Here is a 22,450-nt window from a genome sequence, read left to right on the forward strand (position 1 = left end):
TAGCGGAGAAAAGTGATGCGTGTTCTTCTGGTAGAGGATGATCCCACCACCTCGAAAAGCATCGAGATGATGCTGACCCACGCCAACCTGAACGTGTATACCACGGATCTGGGCGAAGAAGGGATCGATCTGGCAAAACTCTATGATTATGATCTGATCCTTCTGGATTTGGGCCTGCCGGATATGAACGGGCATGAGGTGTTGCGCCAGTTGCGACTGGCACGGATCGAAACGCCGATCCTCATCCTGTCCGGGGCCGATGATACGGAAAACAAGATCAAGGGATTTGGCTTTGGGGCTGATGACTATCTAACCAAACCGTTTCATCGCGAAGAGTTGGTGGCGCGCATCCACGCGATCATCCGACGCTCGAAAGGGCACTCCCAATCGGTCATTCGCACCGGCAAAATCAACGTCAACCTTGATGCGAAAACCGTGGATGTCGACAATCAGCCAGTGCACCTGACCGGCAAGGAATATCAAATGCTGGAATTGCTCAGCCTGCGCAAGGGCACAACGCTGACCAAGGAAATGTTCTTGAACCACCTCTACGGCGGCATGGATGAACCCGAACTCAAGATCATCGACGTGTTCATCTGCAAATTGCGCAAGAAGCTGACCGAGGCCACAGGCGGCGACAGCCATATCGAAACGGTGTGGGGCCGTGGCTATGTTCTGCGCGATCCCGAACCGCGGCAAATGGACAGCGAACGGTTGGCCATCGGCGCCTGACCCCGGCCCGACACTCCAACAATTCGGCAGACCGACAGTCCGGCGCACAACAACCTTCTTGCATGGGCGCCTCTGGACCTTGGACGTCGCGCGCCCTATCACTTTGATCCAAGCAAACAGGGCCGTGTTGGCCCCTCGGATCGCAGGCGGAGGGCCGCAATGAGTGCAGGGCGCAAGGATGACATGGCCACGGACACAGCGCAGCAGGCTGTTGAGGAATTGAGCCAAGCGCAGGCCAAGGCCGAATTGGCGCGTCTGGCTGATCTGTTGGCCCGTGCCGATCGGGCATATCACGTCGATGATGCGCCGATCATGGCGGATTCCGACTATGATTCCCTTGTTCGTCGCAATGAAGCCATCGAAGATCGGTTTCCCGATCTAAAACGCCCCGACAGCCCCAGTGACAGGGTAGGTTTTACGGCTGCCGAAGCCTTCGGAAAGGTCACCCATGCGGTGCGCATGCTTAGTCTTGGCAACGCGTTCGAGGCAGAAGAAATCAAAGATTTCGATGCCCGCATCCGCCGGTATCTGGGCATGGCTGACGATGCGCCGCTGACCTACACCAGTGAGCCAAAGATCGACGGGCTCAGCCTGTCTTTGCGCTATGAGCAGGGCAAGCTGGTGCAGGCGGCGACGCGTGGCGATGGGGCCGTGGGCGAAAACGTGACGGCGAATGCGCGCACCATCGACGATATTCCGCGGACCCTGCAAGACGCGCCCGAGGTCTTGGAGGTGCGCGGCGAGGTGTACATGGCACACGCGGATTTCGAGGCGCTGAACGCGCGTCAGGCTGAAAAGTCTGACAAGCCATTCGCCAATCCACGCAATGCCGCCGCCGGCAGCTTGCGCCAGCTTGACCCGAAAGTGACCGCGCGCCGCCCGTTGAAGTTTTTTGCCTATGCGTGGGGCCAGCATTCTGAACCGTTGGCCGACACCCAGATGCAGGCAATCGACCGTCTGGCCAACCTTGGGTTCCAGACCAACCCGTTGACCGAACTGTGCGATGGCCCGCAAGAAATGCTGACGCATTACGCCCGGATCGAACAGAAACGCGCGGATCTTGGATATGATATTGACGGGGTGGTCTACAAGGTCAACGACCTTGGGTTGCAACACCGGCTGGGCTACCGCAGCACCACGCCGCGTTGGGCAATTGCCCACAAGTTCCCCGCCGAACTGGCGTGGACGCGGTTGGACGGCATCGACATTCAAGTGGGTCGCACCGGCGCGCTGAGCCCGGTTGCGCGCCTGCAGCCGGTCACGGTGGGCGGCGTGGTGGTCAGCAACGCCACGCTGCACAACGAGGATTATATCGCCGGGTTCGATTCCAAGGGCAATGACATCCGCGACGGCAAGGATATTCGCATCGGTGACTGGGTGCAGATCTACCGCGCGGGCGATGTGATCCCCAAGGTGGCGGATGTGGACCTGTCCAAACGACCGAAGGATGCGCAACCCTATGAATTTCCACACCATTGCCCTGATTGCGGCAGTGAGGCCATCCGAGAAGAGGGCGACGCGGTGCGCCGCTGCACCGGCGGATTGATATGCCCGGCGCAGGCGGTGGAAAAGCTCAAGCATTTTGTCAGCCGTGCGGCGTTTGATATCGAAGGTCTGGGCGCCAAGCAGGTCGAACAGTTTTATCGCGATGGTTGGATCAAGGAACCCGCCGATATCTTTACCCTGAAAGATCGCTACGGGCCGGGGTGTCTGACACAGTTGAAAAACCGCGACGGCTGGGGCGAGAAAAGCGCGCAAAACCTGTTTGATGCGATTGACGAACGGCGGGTCATTCCGTTTGGGCGTCTGCTGTTCGCGCTTGGCATTCGCCATGTCGGTGAGGCGGCCAGCAACATGTTGGCGCGGGTCTACGGCACTTGGGCCGATTTTACCGCCGCGATGGATGACGCAGCGGCGATGGACGGCCCCGAATGGGAGCGTTTGCTGGGCATTGATGGCGTTGGCACGGTCATGGCGCAATCCTTGGTGACCACCTTTGCGCAATCGCAGGAACGCGACAGCATTGACAGGCTGGTGGGCCATCTGGATGTGCAAGACGCCGAGCGCCCCGATACCAGTGGCAGCCCGGTGGCGGGCCTGACGGTGGTGTTCACCGGCACACTTGAAAAGATGACCCGCGCCGAGGCCAAGGCGCGTGCCGAAGCTTTGGGGGCGAAGGTGTCGGGCAGCGTCAGCGCCAAAACTGACCTTCTGGTGGCCGGGCCGGGGGCGGGCTCAAAAGCCAAGAAAGCGACGGAATTGGGGATAGAAACCCTCGACGAAGACGGCTGGCTTCGTCTGGTCGGGGACGCATGAGCGGCCGGCCCGAAGCCCTTTTTCCGCTGTTCGCGGCGCTGGACACGCTAGAGGGCGTGGGCCCAAAAACCGCGCAAAACCTTGCGGCGCTGCATATCGAAAAGCCGCGCGACGTGCTGTTCACCTTGCCCTATTCCGGCATCGACCGGCGCAAGCGCCCCACGGTTCAGGGGGCCGATCTGCCCGGTGTCGTGACGGTTGAAGTCACGGTCGGACAACACCGCGCGCCGCAACGGCGCGGCGGGGCCTATCGGATCACGGTCGAAGATGCGGCAACGGCGTTTCAATTGGTCTTTTTCCATGCCCGCGACGAATATTTGCGGCGGATTCTGCCCACCGGCGCACGGCGCGTGGTGTCGGGCAAGGTTGAACTGTTCGACGGCATGGCGCAGATGGTGCATCCCGATCACATCTTGCCCCCGGAGGAGGTGGGTGAGATCCCTAATTTTGAGCCGGTCTACCCGCTGACCGGCGGTGTTACCCAAAAGGTGATGCGCAAGGCAGCCTTGGCGGCGGTGGCGCGGGCACCTGATCTGGTGGAATGGATCGACCCCGCGCAAAAGGCGCAAACCGGCTGGCCCGATTGGTCCGAGGCGGTGGCACGGGCGCACAACCCGCAGGATATGGGCGACCTGTCACCGGCGGATCCCGCGCGCGAGCGGCTGGCCTATGATGAGTTCATGGCGCATCAGTTGACGCTGGCATTGGCGCGGTCGCGCCTGCGCCGGGCCAAGGGGCGCGCAACCATGGGTAGCGGTGCGTTGCAGGCGCGTGTGCTGGACGCGCTGCCCTATGATCTGACCGGCGCACAGACCCGTGCCATTGCCGAAATCGCCGCCGACATGGCGCAAGACACCCGGATGAACCGTTTGTTGCAGGGCGATGTGGGCGCGGGCAAAACTTTGGTTGCGCTCAAGGCGCTGCTGATCGCGGTCGAGGCGGGCGGGCAGGGGGTTATGATGGCCCCCACGGAAATCTTGGCGCGGCAACATTTGCAAGGGTTGCGCCCCTTGGCCGAAGCGGCGGGCGTGGTCATCGAAATTCTGACCGGGCGCGACAAGGGGGCGGAGCGGCGGGCCAAACTGGACGCGCTCAAGCGTGGGGATATCCAGATATTGGTGGGCACCCATGCGGTGTTTCAAAAGGACGTGGAGTTTTGCGATTTGCGGCTGGCCATTGTTGATGAGCAGCACCGCTTTGGCGTGCGTCAACGGTTGGAACTGGGCAAGAAGGGCGCGCAGGCCGATGTGTTGGTGATGACGGCCACGCCGATCCCGCGGTCACTGGCCTTGGCGCAATATGGCGACATGGATGTCAGCGTGCTGGATGAAAAGCCACCCGGCCGCAAGCCGATCAAGACCGCGCTGGTCAACATGACCCGGATGGACGAGGTGGTGGACCATCTGCGCCGCGCCATCGCCGAGGGGCGGCAGGCGTATTGGGTGTGCCCGCTGGTCGAGGAAAGCGAGGCGGTCGACCTGTCCAGTGCGGTTGATCGCTTCACACGGCTGCGCGCCGCGCTTGGTGAAGGTGTGGTGGGCTTGGTGCATGGGCAAATGCCCCCCGATGAAAAAGACGCGGCGATGGCGGCGTTTCAACAGGGCAAAACTTCGGTTCTGGTGTCGACCACGGTGATCGAAGTGGGGGTTGATGTGCCCAATGCGTCGATCATGGTGATCGAACGGGCCGAATATTTCGGGCTGGCGCAGCTGCACCAGTTAAGGGGTCGTGTCGGGCGTGGCGAGGCGGCCTCAACCTGCCTGTTGATGTATCAGGCCCCGCTGAGCGAGAGCGGCGAACGGCGATTGACCACCATGCGCGATACCGAGGACGGGTTTCGGATTGCCGAGGTCGATCTGGAAATGCGCGGCGCGGGTGATCTGATCGGGACCGCGCAATCGGGTCTGCCGCGGTTCCGGGTGGCGGATATGGAGGCGCAATCGGCGCTGATGGCCGTCGCGCAAACCGATGCGCGAAAATTGCTGGGCGATGATCCGACACTCGACAGCCCCCGTGGGCAGGCCGCGCGGGCGCTGTTGTGGCTGATGGAACAGGATCAGGCGATCCGGCTAATTTCGGTCGGATGACCGTGTTCTTTAAATAACCATTGAAAACAATGACTTGTCCATATTGGGAACAAAAAGTTCACAAATGTTCCTATAAAGTTCTTTACAGGGCGTTAATAAAATGAGAACAAAAAGGCAACACAGATAACCGGAAAGGAGCCCCCGATGCTTCGCCAGATTAAAAATACAGCCGAACGGTCCTCGGAAACTCTTGTTGGAGATTTTGTTGGAGCTGCAGCTTTAATGGTGACGTTGGTCGTGGGGCTTTATCTGCCCGGCCTGATCTGAGTTTCTGCCTGCGACGTTCCTTGTCCGTCACGCCTGACGTATCTCGGTCCCCAAGTCGATGATGCGTCCGACTGACTGTCCCAAGTCGTGCCCCGGGGTGATCTGCCTCTTTACCCCGGTTTGTGACGGATGCTTTCGGAACGCGCTTTCCTTTCCGCCGCCACCCGTTCGGGTGTGCGGCGGTTTTTTTTGGCCGGGTGCTTGTCGCCCCTGACAGGGCGCCGCGCCGGGTTAGTCGCAGGGTTGGGCCGCGCGGGCCTGTTGCATGGCGTCGACCGTGGCGTCGAGGGTCAGCAGGATCGAGGCATGGCGGTTTTTGTAGTCGCGCGCCGGGCGCAGCACTTCAAGCCCGTCAAAGGGGGCCGCTGGCGTGGGGCCATCGTTTTTGAGCATGTCTTTCAGCGCATCGCGCGCGGCGACAACCTGATCAAAGCGCGCACCGATGATGTGCTGGCCCACGATACTGCCCGCAGCTTGCCCAAGTGCGCAGGCTTTCACCTCGGCCGCGTAATCGGTGATGGTGTCGTCTTCCGTGCAAATATCCACGGTCACGGTCGAGCCGCAAAGCGGCGCGCGGCGTTTCACGCTGGCCTCGGGGGCCTCCAGCCGTCCGTGATGTGGAATATCCGCGGCAAGCTCAAGAATCCGCGCCGAATACAGCTTGATCAGGTCGGTTTCGCCGCTCATGACTTTCCCTTTCGTCTTTGGGCCAATAGATAGAAGTCCTGACGCCAGATGCAAAAGGTTTTCGCTTATGTCCTTCGATCCTGCCAGTTTGAAATACGATGATCGCGGCCTGATTCCTGCCATTGCGCAGGATGCCCAGACGGGGGAGGTTCTGATGATGGCGTGGATGAACGCCCAAGCGGTGACGCGCACACTGGAAACCGGCAAGGTAACGTATTGGAGCAGATCGCGGCAGGCGTTCTGGATCAAGGGCGAGACATCGGGCCATGTGCAGGAATTGGTCGATTTCCGCGTCGATTGCGACCGTGACTGCCTGCTGGTGCGGATCAACCAAACCGGCCCGGCCTGCCACACCAATCGCCGCAGTTGTTTCTACACCGCTGTGCGCGATGGTGAGGAAGTGGAACTGATGACGCCGATGAGCGACTGAGGTGACTGTCTGACAGGGCCTTATTGCTCAAAATAGCGTTCCAATACGATCGGCGGGATATGCCCGCGCAGCATCCTATCGGGCAGCACGTACGATGGGGCTGTATCCAGTTCCAAGGCGCGGGCAAGGTCGGCCTGCTGTATCATGTCGATCAGGGTGACGCGCAGGTCATAGTCTTGGACCAGTTTGCGTAGATCGTCCTGCGCCAGGTCACAATCCGGGCAATCGGGCGTGATGAACAGGGCGATTTTCAATGCGGCGTCGGCGCGGCCAAAACCCGGTAAATGCGGGCCGTAAAGCGCCTGTTCGCGATCCGACAAAAGCGCAAGATCATTGGCGATGGCATCGGCATAGGGGTTGATCGGCGGCGCGGGCGCATCCGGCAAAAGCCCCGGCACGCTGAGCAGCACCTCGCGCAGTTCATTATGGAAAATAGCCTGTTCTGTCGGGGTCAGGGCGGTAAAATCCGTCTCGGCGGTCGCTGCACCGGACAGCGCGGTGATAAGGCCCGCCGCAAGCGGCAGGCCCCTGAAGGACGGCCAGACAAGGCGCATCAGCTCTCCTGCCGAATCTCGGCTGCGATTTCCTGCATCACGTCCAGCGGCACGTAGCCGCGCAGCATCTGATCGTTCATCACGAAAGTGGGGGTTCCGGTGATGTTCATACGCTGGCCAAGGGCGTGGTTAGCGGCGATGACCTGACCAACCTCGTCGCTGTCCATATGGGCGATGATGGCATCGGCATCGAGGTCAAACCCTTCGGCCACGCGGCGCAGCGCGGGTTCGGAAATGTCGCCTTGGAAGGTCATCAGCGCATCGTGAACCTGTTTGTAGGCCTCATCACCCGCAGTTTGCAGTGTGGCGATGGCAAACTGCGCTGCCAGCAGCGATTCTTCGCCCAGAATCGGGAATTCTTTGACGATCACGCGGATGTCGCCATCGGCCTCGACAAGGCTTTCGACCTCGGGGAAGGCGCGTTTGCAGTAACCGCATTTGTAATCCATGAATTCCACTAGGGTGATGTCCCCCTCGGGATTGCCGCCGGTCCATGAATGATCATCGCTAAACAGCGCCTCGGCGTTGTCTTGGACAAGCGCCACGTCGTTTTGCGCCTGCTGCTGTTGCTGGCGCTGCTCCAGAACCGCGACCGCCTCCATGATCACCTGCGGGTTTTCCATCAGGTAATTGCGAATCTCATTGTGAAAGGCGTCGCGCTCGGCCTCGGTCATCGAGGTCAGGTCAAACGCCTGCGCGGGCAGGGGAAGGGCCAGCGCAGCGGCTGTGGCCAGCGCGGCAAAGGGGGCGAATTTCATTTGGGTCATCTCCGTTTCTTTTCAGCGGCTTTGGCCGCAGATAACACATCTTGCGCTCGGCGCCAGCCGGTTGAGCCGCGCGGCAAAAGGTCAGATGCACGTTGCGCGTGTAGCCCGGCATCCTCAAGCCGGCCCATCATGGCGTAGCGTTCGGACGTGACAAGCGAGGCCATGCCCTTGTCGCCCTGTTTGGCGTAGGCGGCGGCCAGATCGCGCATCACCCGCGCGTCGCGGCCATCCAGTGCACGGGCCTTTTCAAGATATTGCTGGGCTTTGCCGATTTGTCCCTGCGCCATGAGCGCGCGGCCATAAGAGCCAAGGATCAACGCGTTGTCGGGGGCCATGTTGACCGCCCGGCCATAGGCGTTGACCGCGGCGGAAAAATTGCGGCTTTCCATCAGGATCTGACCCTTGAGTTCTTGCAGGAACGGGTCATTCGGGCGTTGCGCGATGGCTTGGTCCATTGCGCGGATCGCCTTGTTGGTTTGCGAGCGTCGGTGGTGGGCCACCGCCTGCCGCATCAGTTTGATATCGGCATAGCCGGATTCCCCGGCGCGGGTCAGTGTCCATTTCGGCGAGCGTTGGAAGGCCGACAACTTGCCCTTGGCGCGGGCGAACCAATAGTCATGAACGGGCTGTGCGCGGGCCTTGTCGGCATAGGCGTCGGCAAGGCGGCGGACCACGCGGAAGCGATCCGCCGACAGCGGGTGCGTGCGCGCATAGGGGTCTTGGCGATACCGGCTTAGCGCCTCTTGGCCGCGGAAAATATCCATGACCGCAACGGCGCCTTGTGTGTCAATCCCGGCATTGGCCATGAACCGCAGGCCCGATTGGTCAGCGGCGTTTTCTTCGGCGCGGGTGTGCGACATGAACATTCGCATGGCCGAATTCGAGGCACCGATGGCGGCTGCGCCCGCCGCCTCGCCAGCACCGGCCGCGATCGCCGCTGCGGCTGCCAATGCCGCGCCCAAACCGGCGGCGCTGCGCGCGGTGCGCATGTTCAGCGTTCGGCGCGTTAGATGGCCGTTGGCGATATGGGCGGCCTCGTGCGCGATGACGGCCTGTAGCATCGCCGCATTGTCCATTTTCAGCAACAGCCCCGAGTGGATGAAGATATGATCACGATCGACGACAAACGCATTCAGATTGCGGTCGTCGATGATCAGGATATCGACCCGCGTCGGGCTAAGCCCGGCCGCTTTCAGCAACGGTGCGGCCAGCTGTTTCATGGCGTGTTCGATATCGGGGTCGCGCAAAAGGGTCAGCGCCCGCGCCGGGGAGGACAGCGTCAAGCCGATCAGGGCGCTGATAAGAAGAAGGCGAAGAAGGTGCATTGACGGCAGGCCTTTTTCCGGGCGAAACGGAACCGATAGTAGAACCAGTTTAGGAACAAAGCGATGCGGAACTCAACCCGATCCGAAGTCGATCCCTTTATTGTGATGGATGTCATGGAGGCCGCGCGCCGCGCCGAAGAGGCTGGCCGCGACATCATCCACATGGAGGTTGGCCAACCGGGCACACCCGCACCGCAAGGCGCGCGCGATGCTTTGGCGCGTGCGATGGCGGATCAGCCGATGGGGTATACCGTGGCGCTTGGGCTGCCTGCGCTGCGCGCGCGGATCGCGCAATTGTATGGTGAATGGTATGATTTGGACCTGAACTCGGATCGTGTGGTGATCACACCGGGCAGTTCGGGCGCGTTTATTCTGGCGTTCACCGCCCTGTTTGATGCGGGCGACCGGGTGGGCATCGGCGCGCCGGGCTATCCCAGTTACCGGCAAATCCTGCGCGCGCTGGATCTTGTGCCGGTGGATATCGAAACGGCGGCGGAAAACCGCCTGCAGCCGGTGCCTGCCGATCTGACCGGGCAGGACTTGCAAGGGCTGATGGTGGCCAGCCCGGCCAACCCGTCGGGCACCATGCTGGGCCGTGATGATATGTCGGCCCTGATAGACGCGGCGTCTGCGCAGGGCGCAAGTTTCATCAGCGATGAAATTTATCACGGCATCGAATACGAGGCCAAGGCGGTGACGGCGCTTGAAATCACCGACGAGGCCTATGTGATCAACTCCTTCTCGAAGTATTTCAGCATGACCGGCTGGCGGGTGGGCTGGATGGTGGTGCCCGAGGATCATGTGCGCGTGATCGAACGGCTAGCGCAGAACCTGTTCATCTGCCCGCCGCATGCCAGTCAGGTTGCCGCCTTGGCCGCGATGGAGTGTCACGACGAATTGCAGGCCAACATGGATGTCTACCGCGCCAACCGCGCCTTGATGCTGGACGGCTTGCCCAAGGCCGGGTTCGACCGGATCGCGCCGCCCGATGGTGCGTTTTATGTCTATGCCGATGTCAGCCATCTGACTGATGACAGCCGCGCCTTTGCCGCCGAGATACTGGACAAGGCCGGGGTGGCGGTGACGCCGGGGCTGGATTTTGACCCGGTGCGCGGCGCGGGCACGATCCGGTTTTCCTATGCCCGTGCCACAGCGGATATCAAGGAAGGTCTGGCGCGGCTGGCGCGGTTCATGGGCGACCGTGGCGCGGCTTGACGGGACGTTGTTGGACTATAATGGCAAGAAGACCGGGCAGGGTTGATGCATTGCCTGCGGCCATGGTGTAGCCTGACGACCAAGGCAGGCCAAAACAGCGGGTGAGTGGTATGATAAAGGTGGTTCTGGCGGCGGTGCTGTCGGTGTGGGGTATGGTGGCGGTTGCGCAAGATCGCGATTTCAGTGGCCTTGCCCGGCTTGACGCCGAGTCCAGCGGCATCGAGGATGGCGGGCGCAATGTGGACATCGGGCTGAGCCTGAGCCAAGGCGTGCCTTACCGGATCTTTACGCTGGATGACCCACGCCGCTTGGTGCTGGACTTCCGCGAAGTGGAGTGGCGCGGTTTGGACGCAAGTGCACTCAATCGCAGCGAAAAGGTGCTGAACGTGCGGGTTGGTGGGTTCCGGCCCGGATGGTCGCGGATGGTGCTGGATCTGGCCGAGCCACTGGGCCCGGCGCAGGTGGGTCTGCGCATTGACGAGGTGACAGGCCGCGCGCGCCTTGAGTTGGAGTTGCAGCCTGTGACACAGGATGCGTTCGCGCAATCAGCAGGCGCGCCGGATTTGCCGGGATGGGCTGTGCCGGGCCGCTCCCTGAAATCTGAAAAACGTCCCCGCCAGCGTGGCGAAGCCCCGCTGGTTGTGGTTTTGGATCCGGGTCATGGCGGCATTGATCCCGGGGCCGAGGCTGGCGAAGTGGCCGAGAAAGACCTGATGCTGACCTTCGCCCGCGAGTTGCAGGAGGTGTTGCTGCGCGCGGGTGGGTTCGAGGTGGCGCTGACGCGTGAGGACGACAGTTTTGTCTCGCTAGAACGCCGGGTGGCCTTGGCACACCGGATGCAGGCCGATGTGTTCCTGTCACTGCATGCCGACGCCTTAAGCGAGGGGCGCGCGCATGGCGCGACGGTTTACACCCTGTCCGACAGCGCCAGTGACAAGGCCAGCGCGGCCTTGGCCGAGCGTCACAACCGCGCCGACATGCTGGCCGGGGTGGACCTGCGCGGTAAGGATGATGTGGTGGCCGATGTGCTGATGGATCTGGCGCGGCTGGAAACCCAGCCCCGCGCCGAGCGGCTGGCCGATACGATCCGCGCAGGTATCGCAAATCACGGCTTGCCGCTGCATTCGCGGCCTTTGCGACAAGCCGGGTTTTCGGTGCTCAAAGCGCCTGATATCCCGTCGATCCTGTTGGAGTTGGGGTTCATGTCCAGTCCGCGGGATTTGACGCATCTGACCGATCCAGCGTGGCGGGCGAAAATGGCGCAGGCGGTGCATGATGCTTTGGCCGAATGGCGCATCACTGATGCCGCCGCCGCCGATCTGGTGCGGCAGTGACATGCCGGTCACGACAAACATTGAATATGTGTTTTGACGGTTTTGCCGCAGATGCCTATATGAGACGGTGAAACCGCACGGGGGCTGATGTGCTACGGGCTATTGGAACATTTTTCGGCACGGTCTTCAGCCTTGTAAATTTGGGGCTGATGTTGATTGCGCTCAGCATCGCTGCGGTCTTCCATATCTATGGGCAGGACTTGCCCAGCCACGAAAGACTTGCCAACTACACGCCGCCAACCATCAGCCGGATTTATTCCAGCGAGGGGCGGATCATCGACGAATTTTCCCGCGAACGGCGTTTGTTCACACCGGCCGACGATATTCCCGACTTGGTCAAGCAGGCTTTTATCAGCGCCGAGGACAAGAATTTCTATTCGCATGGCGGCTATGATGCGCGCGGCATCGCGGCAGCCATTTTTGAGGCGGTCCGCTCGCGCGGGGAAAACGTGCGCGGTGCGTCGACGATCACTCAGCAGGTCATGAAAAACTTTCTTTTGTCCGGTGACCGCCGGATCGAACGAAAGATCAAAGAGATTATTCTTGCCACCCGGATCGAAGAGACCCTGACCAAGGAAAAAATCCTTGAACTGTATCTGAACGAGATTTTCCTTGGCCAGAATTCCTATGGTGTGACGGCGGCGGCGCAAACCTACTTCAACAAATCTCTGCGTGAATTGGCCCCGCATGAGGCGGCGATGCTGGCGTCAATGCCGAAAGCCCCGTCAGATTACCACCCGGTGCGCAATCGTGACCGGTTGCTGCAACGGCGGGATTTCGTCCTCGAAGAGATGTTCGAAAACGGCTTTATCAATCAGTCAACCTATGAGGCCGAGATCGCACAGCCGCTACGCTCGGTGCAAAATGGCGATTTCACGCGGTTCAGCGTGGGCCTTCCGCCACGCGACTATTTCACCGACGAAATTCGCCGCCAGCTGAGCCAAGACTTTGGCGAGGGCGAATTTTTCAGCGGCGGGTTTAGCGTGCGGGCGACCATCGACCCCGAGATGCAGGAAGAGGCCGCCGAGGGCCTGCGCCGCCAATTGGAAAAATACGATCGCGACCGGGGTCGCTGGCGTGGCACCGGCGTAGTGTTGCCCGAAGAGGCCCTGACAAACGAAGAGACGTGGCGCAAGGCATTGTCCGAGGCCCGCGTGCCACGTGATATCACGCTGGATGGCGAGTGGCACCCGGCGGTTGTGCTTGAGATCGAAGCCCAGCAAATGCGGCTTGGCATCGACGGGGTAGACGCGGATGAAAACGCCCCACATGTGGTGCCGCGCAGCGATATTGCATGGCTGCCAGGAGATTTCTTCGAGACGTTCAAACGCGGCGAGGTCGTGTTGGTCCGCAAAATGGTGGACGATGACAGCGGCGCGTTCCTGCGTTGGACCTTGCGGCAGGTGCCCGAAGTGCAGGGCGGCTTTGTGGCAATGGATGTCAACACTGGCCGGGTCTTGGCCATGCAGGGCGGATTTTCCTACGAGCATTCTGTGTTCAACCGCACCACCCAAGCCAAACGTCAGCCGGGCTCCAGCTTCAAGCCGTTTGTTTTTGCCGCGGCGTTGGACAGTGGCTATAGCCCGGCGACGATTGTGATCGACGCCCCGATCGAGATTGACACCCCACAAGGGATTTGGCGGCCGCGCAACTCGTCGAACAAATTCTACGGCCCGACCCCTCTGCGCACCGGAATCGAGCAGTCCCGGAACCTGATGACAATCCGTCTTGCCCAAGAGGTTGGTATGGACGTGGTCGCGGATTACGCGGAACGGTTCGGGGTCTATGATGATATGGGTCGGTTTCTTGCCAACTCGCTCGGGTCTGAGGAAACCACGCTTTACAACATGGTGGCGGCCTATGCGATGTTTGCCAATGGTGGCGAACGCGTGCGGCCGACATTGGTGGATCGCGTGCAGGATCGCTATGGCAAGACGGTTTATGCCCATGACCCGCGTGACTGTGTCGAGTGTGACGATCCGAACATTCCCAGCACACGCGGGCCGCTTATCGTATCGGATCGTGAACGGGTGATGGATCCGATCACCGCCTATCAGTTGACGTCGATGATGAAAGGCGTGGTTGATCGTGGCACGGCCAGAGGCGCGATTGACCTGCCGGTGCCTGTGGCCGGTAAGACAGGCACAACAAACGATGCGCGCGACGTTTGGTTTGTCGGCTTTACCAGCAATATCGTTGCAGGCTGCTATATCGGATACGACCAGCCCCGTGGCTTGGGGCGCGGTGCCTATGGGTCTTCCATGTGTGGCCCGGTGTTTCAGGACTTCATGCAAGAGGCGATCAAGAAATACGGCGGTGGTCCATTCAAAGTGCCGCCGGGCGGGCAATTCCTGAAAATCGACCGCTTTACAGGCGCACGCCTGCGTGACGATGCCGAGGGGGATTATGTCGTGGCCGAGTATTTCCGCGACGGTGAAGAGCCTGTGTTCGGCTTCAGCGTGACAGGTGGGTTTGCCATGGGCAACGACCTCGAGCTGTTCGAGCGCGGTGAAAGCGAAGAGGTGAAAGAGGTGACAACCTCGACCGGGGAAAAAGCCACGGTCGGCGGCAAAGCCAGCTTTGGCTCGATGAGTTCGGGCGGCTTGTATTAAAGCGTGCGGTGCATCGGTTGCCACACCTTGCCCGGCCCGGCGCGCTGCGGTATCACCCGCATCTGACCAGACCAAGGACATCAAGATGCGTGCCGAAATCCAAACCCTTGTTTCCGAGATCGAAACCTCGCTGGAGTTGTTGCGCCAGCGGATGGGCTGGGAGACCGCCAAGCACCGGCTTGAGGAATTCAATGCGCGGGTCGAAGACCCGACGCTGTGGGATGATCCGGCCAATGCGCAAAAACTGATGCGCGAACGTCAAAGCCTTGTCGATGCGTTGGACACCCACGATTCCATTCAGCAAGACCTGAGCGACAACGTCGAACTGATCGAAATGGGCGAGATGGAAGGCGACGAAGACGTGATCACCGAGGCCGAGGACACCCTGCGCGCGGTTGCCAAAAAGGCCGCCGCCAAAGAGCTTGAGGCCCTGCTGAACAACGAAGCGGATGCCAATGACGCCTTTCTGGAAATCAACGCCGGTGCTGGCGGCACTGAAAGCTGTGATTGGGCGTCGATGCTGGCGCGGATGTATGTCCGCTGGGCGGAGCAGCACGGCTATACGGTCGAGCTGCAGTCAGAAACCGGCGGCGACGAGGCCGGGATCAAATCGGCCGCCTACAAGATCACCGGCCACAATGCCTATGGTTGGCTGAAATCCGAATCCGGCGTGCACCGGCTGGTGCGCATTTCCCCGTTTGATTCGGCGGCCAAGCGGCACACGTCGTTTTCGTCGGTCTGGGTGTATCCGGTGGTCGATGACAATATCGAAATCGACGTGAACCCCTCCGATATCCGCATCGACACCTACCGGTCATCGGGCGCGGGCGGCCAGCACGTTAACACCACCGACTCGGCGGTTAGGATCACGCACATCCCCACAGGGATCGTGGTGACCAGCAGCCAGAAGTCGCAGCACCAAAACCGCGACATTGCCATGAAGGCCCTGAAATCGCGGCTGTATCAGCAAGAACTTGATCGCCGCAACGCTGCCATCAACGAAGCGCATGACAACAAGGGCGATGCGGGCTGGGGCAATCAGATCAGATCCTATGTCTTGCAGCCCTACCAGATGGTCAAAGACCTGCGCACCGGCGTCGAAACCAGCGATACCAAAGGCGTTTTGGATGGTGATTTGGATCAATTCATGGCCGCGACGCTGGCGATGAATGTCAGCGGCAAGACCCGCGCCGAAGCGCAGGGCGACGAGTGATAGACCGGCCCGCGCCGCCCCGTTGAACATGTGATCGTGAATTCCACCTTTGCGCACCCGTCCCGTTTGGCTAGGGTTTTGCCAACAGGGAGGAGACAGCGCGATGGAGATTGAGGAGAGCAAGCCGCTTGGCGCACCGGAATTGGGGCCGGTCACGTTTGACATGCTGAAACAGGCGTTGCGGCTCGGCTGGGCCGACATGAAGCGCGCGCCGGGCTATGCACTGATTTTTTCAGGCGTTTACGTGGCCATCGGCTGGTTCATGGTCTGGGTGACATGGATCACGGGCCAAAGCTATTGGTTGATCTTTGCGGCAGTCGGCTTTCCATTGTTCGGGCCGTTTGCTGCCGTGGGGCTGTATGAGGTCAGCCATCGGCTGGAACAGGGCCTGCCGCTGGAACCAAAAGCGGTTTTCGGTGTCATCGCACATCAACGGCGGCGTCAATTGCCGTCGATCTGCGCGGTGGTCGTGATCATGTTCCTGTTTTGGTTCTTTCTGGCGCATATGATCTTTGCGCTGTTTTTGGGGTTTTCGACGATGACCAATATTTCGTCGTCCTATGATGTTTACCTCACGCAAGAGGGGCTGATGATGCTGGGGGTCGGCAGTGCGGTGGGCGCGGGCTTTGCGCTGTTGTTGTATATGATCACCGTCGTATCGCTGCCCTTGTTGCTGGATCGCGAGGTGGATTTCGTCACCGCGATGATCAGCAGTTTTCAAACCGTTCTGGGCAGCCCGGCCCCGATGCTGGTCTGGGCCGCGTTTATTGCGCTGTCCACATTCGTGGCGCTGATCCCAGGATTTTTGGGCCTGTTCCTTGTGTTGCCACTTTTGGGCCATGCCACGTGGCATTTGTATCGGCAGATTTGCAAGGCCGGCGGCACCTGTTGACCTTGGCGCGGTTTTGCTGCGACGGCTGCAACGCTTGGCTTAGGTGGCCGTGTCGCGATAATGGCGCAAAACAAACAAGCGGATCGCCGAGGCCAGCCCAATATCAACGCCGCGGGATTCGTCGATCTGCGCGGCAAGCGCATTGATGGGTTGTTCCTGTTGGCGGGCAATCTCGCAAAACGCCTGCCAGAACTCATCCTCCAGCGAGACACTGGTGCGATGACCCTTCAGGGTCAGCGAATGTTTGACGGGTCGCCCTGACATTGTCAGTGCCGCGAGTGTCTGGCCGGGCAGGGGGCGCTGCCCCCGTCGCCGCAAGCGGCGACTCCCCCGGAGTATTTTGGGAACAATGAAGGCGGCGGGGCGGTCATTCGTCTTCGCGCTTGTGCGCCTCGTGCTGATCGCGGGATTTTTCCGCCTGCGCGGCATCGTGGTCTTTGTCGGCCTTGCTGCGGCCATGGCGCACGGCGTTTTCATCGGCCTGAACGCGCCGTTCAGCGCGGGCTTTTTTCTTGCGGAACTGGTTAAGGTTGATGACGTTGCCCATGCGTTAAAAATATGCCGAAATTATCATTCGTCCAGTCCAAGTGATCCGGGCGGCCCACAAGACCACCCGGTTGACGGCCTATGATGACAGGCTCAGTCCTTTGGGCCGATCATTTGCTCGGGGCGCACGACGCGGTCGAATGTCGCCTCGTCGACAAAGCCAAGGGCGATGGCCTCTTGCTTGAGCGTGGTGCCGTTCTTGTGCGCGGTTTTGGCAACCTTGGTGGCATTGTCATAGCCGATTTCGGGCGCAAGTGCTGTGACCAGCATCAGCGACTCGCGCATCAGTTTCTCGATGCGGTCCTCGTTGGCCTGAATGCCGTTCAGCATCCGTTCGGTAAAGCTGTCGGTGGCGTCGCCCAAAAGCTGGATGGATTGCAACAGGTTGTAGGACATCATCGGGTTGTAGACGTTCAACTCGAAATGGCCCTGACTGCCGGCAAACTTGATGGCGGCATCGTTGCCCATCACGTGGGCAGCAACCTGCGTCAGCGCCTCGGCCTGCGTGGGGTTGACCTTGCCGGGCATGATCGACGAGCCGGGTTCGTTTTCCGGCAGGATCAATTCGCCAAGCCCCGAGCGTGGGCCAGAGCCCAGAAACCGGATGTCATTGGCAATCTTGTAGCAACTGCCCGCCACGGTGGCCAAGGCCCCGGACATGAACACCATCGCGTCATGCGCGGCCAGCGATTCGAACTTGTTGGGGGCGGTCACGAACGGCAGGCCGGTGATTTCGGCCATATTCGCAGCCACTTGTTCGCCCCAGCCCTGCTTGGTGTTGAGGCCAGTGCCCACGGCTGTGCCGCCTTGCGCCAACTCGTAGATGCCGGGCAGGGTGGCTTTGATACGGGCAATGCCTTGGCGGATCTGCTGGGCGTAGCCGGAGAATTCCTGCCCCAAGGTCAGCGGTGTGGCATCTTGGGTATGGGTGCGCCCGATCTTGATGATGTCCTTGAACTCTTCTGCCTTGGCCTCAAGCCCGGCAAGCAGCTTGTCGAGGCCGGGCAGCAGCACGTCGCGCACACTCATGGCGGTGGCGATGTGCATGGCTGTGGGAAAGGTATCGTTCGAAGATTGGCCCATGTTGCAGTGATCATTGGGGTGGACCGGGTCTTTGCTGCCGATCTGGCCGCCAAGGATTTCAATGGCGCGATTGGCGATCACTTCGTTCGCGTTCATGTTGGATTGCGTGCCCGATCCGGTTTGCCAGACAACCAGCGGGAAATTATCGTCAAAGCGGCCTTCGATCACGTCTCCGGCGGCCTGACTGATGGCATCGGCCAGCTTGGGATCAAGATCGCCATTGGCCTTGTTGGCCTGCGCACAGGCCTTTTTGATCACGCCAAGCGCGCGCACGATGGCCACGGGCTGTTTCTCCCATCCGATGGGAAAATTCATGATCGAGCGCTGTGTTTGCGCGCCCCAGTATTTGTCGGCGGGAACGTCCAGTGGGCCGAAGCTGTCGGTCTCGGGGCGGGTAGCGGTCATGATCGGATACTCCTACGCGAAAGGTTGCCCTGTCTTAGCGGCTGGAGCAAAAAGATCAATGCTGTATGCAATGGAATACATTATCGCGCGGCGTGCACCGCTGCTGACGGATGCGCCGACCGCGTGGGTTTTACTTGCGGAAACTGTCGAGGCTAACCACCTCGGCATCATGGGTGTCATCGTTGTCTGATGCATCGCCCTGCGCGTCAGCGGCGCTATCAAGCTCGTCGCCATCGGCATCCTCATCTTCATCCTGCGATTCAAAGCGCAGGCCGAATTCCACGGAAGGATCGACGAAGGTCTTGATTGCGTCATAGGGGATATAAAGCGGCTCGGGCGCATCGCCGAAATTCAGCGTGATTCCAAAACCTTCGTCGGTGACTTCAAGGTTGTCATACCAGTGCTGCATCACGACGGTCATTTCGGTGGGATAGCGTTCGCGCAACCAATCGGCCAGCTCGGCATCGGGATGACGGGTGTCGAATGTGATAAAGAAATGATGGGCACCGGGCAGGCCATTGTCGCGCACATCGGCCAGCACTTGGCGGATCAAACCCCGCATCGCGTGATGCATAAGTTTTCCATAATCAATCGAAACGTTCATCTGTGAGACTGTCCTCCTTGGGGTCAGCATAGGGGATTCGATCCAAAACGAAAGAGCCCTCGTGCAGGGTCAAGTTGCAACATGAAGTCCTGCCCCTGCAAGCGCCATCAGGCCAAGCCCGCCAACCATCGGAAGCCGCAGCCAAAGCAGCAAAACCGCCGCCAAGCCAACCAAAGCGGCGTTGACGGCCTGTAGGCTGTCAAGCGCGGGCACCGGGCCAAATGGCCCACGTGACACCGTGTCGAACAGCACATGCAGGGCGAACCAAACCGATAGGTTGAGGATAACACCGGTGACGGCGGCGGAAATGCCCGCAAGCGCGCCTTTGAGGCGTGGGCGCGCCAGCAACGCCTCGACATACGGTGCGCCTGCGAAAATCCACAAAAAACAGGGCGTGAACGTGACCCAAAGCGTTATACCCCCGGCCAGCAAGGCCAGCCCCGTGCCGCCCTGCTGAAACCCGGCCACAAGGCCGACGAACTGGGTCACAAGGATCAGCGGGCCCGGCGTTGTTTCGGCAAGGCCAAGCGCGTCGATCATTTGCGCGGTCGTCAACCACCCGTGGGTTTCGACCACAGCTTGTGTCATATAGGCCAGCACGGCATAGGCTCCGCCAAAAGTGACGATGGCCATTTTCGAGAAAAATAAAGCAATATCAGTCAGAAACGCTGCGTTGCTCATCCATGCCAGGGCGATTGGCGCGGCCCATAGTGCCAGCCAGATCGCGACGGTGCGCAGGGTCTGTAAATGGGGTTGGCGCGGCGCGGGGGACGGCAAATCATCCGACGCCGGAACGGCGCACCATATGCCCCACAGGGCGGCGGTGATGATGATCAGTGGAAACGGAACCAATAGAAAAAACATCGCCGCGAAGGACAAAAGCGCCAAGACCCAATCGGCCGGACGTGTAAGCGCGCGGCGCGCCAGCGACAACAGCGCTTGTAGGACGATGATGATCACGGCGGCCTTTACGCCGGTAAAAAGCGCTTGGACGACCGGCAATTGGCCGAACTGCGCATATCCAAGCGCCAATGCCAGAATAACCAGCGCGCCGGGGATCACGAACAACAAACCGGCGATCAGTCCGCCGGGCACCCCGCGCAAACGCCATCCCGCATAGGTGGCCAGTTGCATCGCCTCGGGGCCCGGCAGCAGCATGCAAAACGACAGCGCGCCCAGAAATTGCTTTTCTTCCAGCCACTTGTGGCGAATTACCAGTTCGGTGTGCATCAACGCGATCTGCGCCGCGGGCCCGCCGAAGGACAGCAAGCCGATACGGCCGAAAACGCGGAAAAGATCAGCAAGGCTGGGACGCATTGGGATGTGATACTACCCCGGCGCGGCATTTCAAGGGATTTTGTGCCTGTCTTGAAAATGTCACGAAATCAAACGTTTGCGCGGGTGTATGAAGTGCAGGCTTCTGTTGCCAGGTGCCTGCGAACCCCGCCAGACCTTGCTAGAGGGCTGGGCTTAAGATTTCGGTCTTATTACTGCTTACGCAGCAACGGCGACCGGAGCATTATTGTCGTTGGCAATTATGCTTTAGCGAACCGATAACGGTGGTATCTCACCGAGACAAAGCTAACCCCTTTAGACGTTCGTCGATCCTATTTCGGCCCCATAACCACCTTCAACGAAAGGTTTTTTGGTGGAGCCGCCGGGTACCGCCCCCGGGTCCGATCCGCGTATTACGAGCGCGTTTATGTCCATAGTCCCCGAAGGGACACTGGATATATAGGCGCGTATGGTCGGCTTGCAAAGGGGTGGTTTGGATAAATGCTTAAAACCCGCCGGGGCCTGAGCGGCGCAAGGCCCGCTTGAACACATTCTCGGTTTCGTATTTGTTGTGGCAATCACAATGACCGGTGATGGCCGGACGGGGGATATTACCATGCTAAAGAAGTGTTTTATTGCGGCTCTTGTTTTGGGGCTGCCGCAGAGCGTCGCGGCGCAAACGCTTGAGGTCGAAAACGTTGCGCAAGATGTCTGGGCGCTTGTTGGGCCCAAGGTTCAGCGCGACGCGGACAACCTTGGAAACAATGCCACATTTGGCGTGGTGGTGACGCCGGAGGGCGTGGTTCTGGTCGATCCGGGCGGATCATGGAAGGGGGCCGCGATGATCGACGCGGCGATTGACACGATAACCGATCAGCCGGTGACGCATGTGATCAACACCGGCGGGCAGGACCATCGCTGGCTTGGCAATGGCTATTGGCAGGCTCAGGGCGCGGAGGTGATTGCCTCGGATGCGGCGGTGGCGGATCACGAGGATCGTGGCTCAATGCAGATGACGGGTCTGAGGCAGCTGATTGGCGAAGAGGGGCTGGAAGGCACCGAGCCGTCGTATGCCGACACCACCTTTGATAGCGATCATTTGCTTGAGGTCGGTGGTCTGCGTTTCGAGATCATGCATCGCGGTCAAGCGCATACGCCAGGTGACAGTTTTGTCTGGCTGCCGGCGCGCGATGTCATGTTCACGGGCGATATCGTTTATGTTGAGCGTATCTTGGGTGTCGGCGGCCAATCGAATGTCAAAAGCTGGATCAACGCCTATCAGGCGATGGCGGCGTTCAATCCCGCGCATGTGGTGCCGGGCCATGGTCAGCCGACGACGCTGGAGCAGGCCAAGGCCGACACCTATGATTATCTGGTCAACTTGCGCACCCGGATCGGGGATTTGATCGAAGACGGCGGCGACATCATGGATGCGCCTGAGATTGATCAATCCGGCTGGACGTATCTGGAGCAATTCGACAGTCTTGCCGGACGCAACGCCCAAACCACTTATGAGCAGATGGAGTGGGAGTGACACCGAAAGCATCTGCCACGGACGCGCATCGCGCGGCCCCTATACCGGATTGAAGGAGGCGACATGGCCAAGGCGATTCACAGTATGATCCGCGTTCTGAACGAGGAGCGTTCCGTCGCGTTTTACCAAGCGGCGTTCGGGCTGGAGGTGGCCGAACGGCTGCCGTTTGAAGAGTTTACCCTGATTTACATGAGCAACCCGGAGACGGAATTCGAGTTGGAGCTGACCGTCAACAAGGCGCGCACCGAGCCTTATGATCTGGGCGATGGATATGGGCATCTTGCGTTTTCCGTGGATGACCTTGATGCCGAACATGCCCGGCTTGAGGCTGCGGGGCTCGCGCCAAGCAAGATTGTCGACTTCGCGCCGGCCGGTGACGTGATCGCCAGATTTTTCTTTATTAGCGATCCTGACGGCTATCAAATTGAGGTTTTGCAACGCGCAGGGCGTTATTTGTAACGCTTTTTCCCGCGAAACGTCGCTGACTTGGCACGAGTTTAGAGCGTGTCGCGTTTAATCGGTTTTGTATCCTGCTGCCTTGAAGAAGTTGTAGCATTCCTCGTCGGTGAAGA

General features: G+C 60.2%; 21 protein-coding genes and 1 other RNA gene. 12 read left to right on the forward strand and 10 right to left on the reverse strand.

The window, feature by feature from the left end; translation table 11 throughout:
• Positions 1-15 precede the first annotated feature (15 nt).
• From ctrA to HAT86_RS16985, 4 genes are all read left to right on the forward strand, one after another.
• A complete protein-coding gene (ctrA, locus tag HAT86_RS03415) occupies positions 16-732 on the forward strand; it encodes a response regulator transcription factor CtrA (protein ID WP_167193409.1) in 717 nt (238 codons plus the stop codon).
• A 159-nt stretch (positions 733-891) separates the two neighbouring features.
• A complete protein-coding gene (gene ligA / locus HAT86_RS03420) occupies positions 892-3,048 on the forward strand; it encodes an NAD-dependent DNA ligase LigA (protein ID WP_196780490.1) in 2,157 nt (718 codons plus the stop codon).
• Positions 3,045-5,135 carry an ATP-dependent DNA helicase RecG gene (gene recG / locus HAT86_RS03425; protein WP_167193411.1) on the forward strand — a complete coding sequence of 697 codons (2,091 nt, stop codon included), beginning with the start codon at positions 3,045-3,047 and terminating at the stop codon, positions 5,133-5,135. Before ligA ends, recG begins: the two co-directional genes overlap by 4 nt.
• Positions 5,136-5,279: 144 nt before the next feature.
• Entirely contained in the window at positions 5,280-5,402 is a 123-nt protein-coding gene (locus HAT86_RS16985) for a hypothetical protein (RefSeq protein WP_269204296.1), read from the forward strand.
• A gap of 231 nt (positions 5,403-5,633) precedes the next feature.
• On the opposite strand, the gene HAT86_RS03430 is transcribed toward HAT86_RS16985, so the two are convergent.
• Positions 5,634-6,089, reverse strand: coding sequence for an iron-sulfur cluster assembly scaffold protein (locus HAT86_RS03430; RefSeq protein WP_167193413.1), 456 nt, complete (start codon positions 6,087-6,089; stop codon positions 5,634-5,636).
• 67 nt (positions 6,090-6,156) lie between these two features.
• Between HAT86_RS03430 and hisI the strand changes: the two genes are divergently transcribed.
• Positions 6,157-6,519, forward strand: a complete 363-nt coding sequence (gene hisI / locus HAT86_RS03435) for a phosphoribosyl-AMP cyclohydrolase (protein ID WP_167193415.1) — start codon at positions 6,157-6,159, stop codon at positions 6,517-6,519.
• Between the two features lie 20 nt (positions 6,520-6,539).
• On the opposite strand, the gene HAT86_RS03440 is transcribed toward hisI, so the two are convergent.
• Genes HAT86_RS03440 through HAT86_RS03450 form a run of 3 tightly spaced genes read right to left on the reverse strand, consistent with a single transcriptional unit; the run spans position 6,540 to position 9,165 of the window.
• The gene (locus tag HAT86_RS03440; RefSeq protein WP_167193417.1) at positions 6,540-7,073 is read right to left on the reverse strand and encodes a thioredoxin domain-containing protein; all 534 of its coding nucleotides are present in this window, start codon (positions 7,071-7,073) and stop codon (positions 6,540-6,542) included.
• The gene (locus tag HAT86_RS03445) at positions 7,073-7,831 is read right to left on the reverse strand and encodes a DsbA family protein (RefSeq protein WP_167193419.1); all 759 of its coding nucleotides are present in this window, start codon (positions 7,829-7,831) and stop codon (positions 7,073-7,075) included. The genes HAT86_RS03440 and HAT86_RS03445 overlap by 1 nt, the downstream gene beginning before the upstream one ends.
• A gap of 5 nt (positions 7,832-7,836) precedes the next feature.
• Complete coding sequence (locus tag HAT86_RS03450; protein ID WP_167193421.1) at positions 7,837-9,165, reverse strand: M48 family metalloprotease; 1,329 nt, start codon at positions 9,163-9,165, stop codon at positions 7,837-7,839.
• 63 nt (positions 9,166-9,228) lie between these two features.
• Here HAT86_RS03450 and HAT86_RS03455 point away from each other — a divergent pair, with 63 nt between their 5' ends.
• The 5 genes from HAT86_RS03455 to HAT86_RS03475 all read left to right on the forward strand — a co-directional run bounded on the left by HAT86_RS03455 (position 9,229) and on the right by HAT86_RS03475 (position 16,431).
• A complete protein-coding gene (locus tag HAT86_RS03455) occupies positions 9,229-10,380 on the forward strand; it encodes a pyridoxal phosphate-dependent aminotransferase (RefSeq protein WP_167193423.1) in 1,152 nt (383 codons plus the stop codon).
• Positions 10,381-10,490: 110 nt separating this feature from the next.
• A complete protein-coding gene (locus tag HAT86_RS03460) occupies positions 10,491-11,714 on the forward strand; it encodes an N-acetylmuramoyl-L-alanine amidase (RefSeq protein WP_167193465.1) in 1,224 nt (407 codons plus the stop codon).
• 149 nt (positions 11,715-11,863) lie between these two features.
• A complete protein-coding gene (locus HAT86_RS03465) occupies positions 11,864-14,326 on the forward strand; it encodes a penicillin-binding protein 1A (RefSeq protein WP_196780491.1) in 2,463 nt (820 codons plus the stop codon).
• Positions 14,327-14,411: 85 nt separating this feature from the next.
• Complete coding sequence (prfB, locus tag HAT86_RS03470; protein ID WP_167193427.1) at positions 14,412-15,539, forward strand: peptide chain release factor 2; 1,128 nt, start codon at positions 14,412-14,414, stop codon at positions 15,537-15,539.
• Positions 15,540-15,642: 103 nt separating this feature from the next.
• Positions 15,643-16,431 carry a DUF2189 domain-containing protein gene (locus HAT86_RS03475; RefSeq protein WP_167193430.1) on the forward strand — a complete coding sequence of 263 codons (789 nt, stop codon included), beginning with the start codon at positions 15,643-15,645 and terminating at the stop codon, positions 16,429-16,431.
• A gap of 39 nt (positions 16,432-16,470) precedes the next feature.
• On the opposite strand, the gene HAT86_RS03480 is transcribed toward HAT86_RS03475, so the two are convergent.
• The 6 genes from HAT86_RS03480 to ssrA all read right to left on the reverse strand — a co-directional run bounded on the left by HAT86_RS03480 (position 16,471) and on the right by ssrA (position 20,833).
• Positions 16,471-16,695 carry a ribbon-helix-helix domain-containing protein gene (locus HAT86_RS03480; protein ID WP_167193432.1) on the reverse strand — a complete coding sequence of 75 codons (225 nt, stop codon included), beginning with the start codon at positions 16,693-16,695 and terminating at the stop codon, positions 16,471-16,473.
• A 103-nt stretch (positions 16,696-16,798) separates the two neighbouring features.
• The gene (locus HAT86_RS03485) at positions 16,799-16,978 is read right to left on the reverse strand and encodes a DUF4169 family protein (protein ID WP_167193434.1); all 180 of its coding nucleotides are present in this window, start codon (positions 16,976-16,978) and stop codon (positions 16,799-16,801) included.
• Between the two features lie 92 nt (positions 16,979-17,070).
• Positions 17,071-18,465 (reverse strand): class II fumarate hydratase, encoded by a 1,395-nt coding sequence (fumC, locus tag HAT86_RS03490; protein ID WP_167193436.1) that lies wholly within the window; start codon positions 18,463-18,465, stop codon positions 17,071-17,073.
• A 130-nt stretch (positions 18,466-18,595) separates the two neighbouring features.
• Positions 18,596-19,069 carry an SspB family protein gene (locus HAT86_RS03495; protein WP_167193438.1) on the reverse strand — a complete coding sequence of 158 codons (474 nt, stop codon included), beginning with the start codon at positions 19,067-19,069 and terminating at the stop codon, positions 18,596-18,598.
• A gap of 69 nt (positions 19,070-19,138) precedes the next feature.
• Positions 19,139-20,386: a chromate efflux transporter gene (chrA, locus tag HAT86_RS03500; RefSeq protein ID WP_167193440.1), complete on the reverse strand. Its 1,248-nt coding sequence runs from the start codon at positions 20,384-20,386 to the stop codon at positions 19,139-19,141.
• A gap of 92 nt (positions 20,387-20,478) precedes the next feature.
• Positions 20,479-20,833: a transfer-messenger RNA gene (gene ssrA / locus HAT86_RS03505) on the reverse strand.
• Positions 20,834-20,915: 82 nt separating this feature from the next.
• On the opposite strand from ssrA, the gene HAT86_RS03510 reads away from it, so the two are divergent.
• Both HAT86_RS03510 and HAT86_RS03515 read left to right on the forward strand, forming a co-directional pair.
• A complete protein-coding gene (locus HAT86_RS03510) occupies positions 20,916-21,878 on the forward strand; it encodes an MBL fold metallo-hydrolase (RefSeq protein WP_167193442.1) in 963 nt (320 codons plus the stop codon).
• 63 nt (positions 21,879-21,941) lie between these two features.
• Positions 21,942-22,337 carry a VOC family protein gene (locus HAT86_RS03515; RefSeq protein ID WP_167193444.1) on the forward strand — a complete coding sequence of 132 codons (396 nt, stop codon included), beginning with the start codon at positions 21,942-21,944 and terminating at the stop codon, positions 22,335-22,337.
• The last annotated feature ends 113 nt before the right edge of the window (positions 22,338-22,450 follow it).

The sequence above is a fragment of the Roseovarius gahaiensis genome (genome assembly GCF_011601345.1).
GTDB classification, from domain to species: Bacteria; Pseudomonadota; Alphaproteobacteria; order Rhodobacterales; family Rhodobacteraceae; genus Roseovarius; species Roseovarius gahaiensis.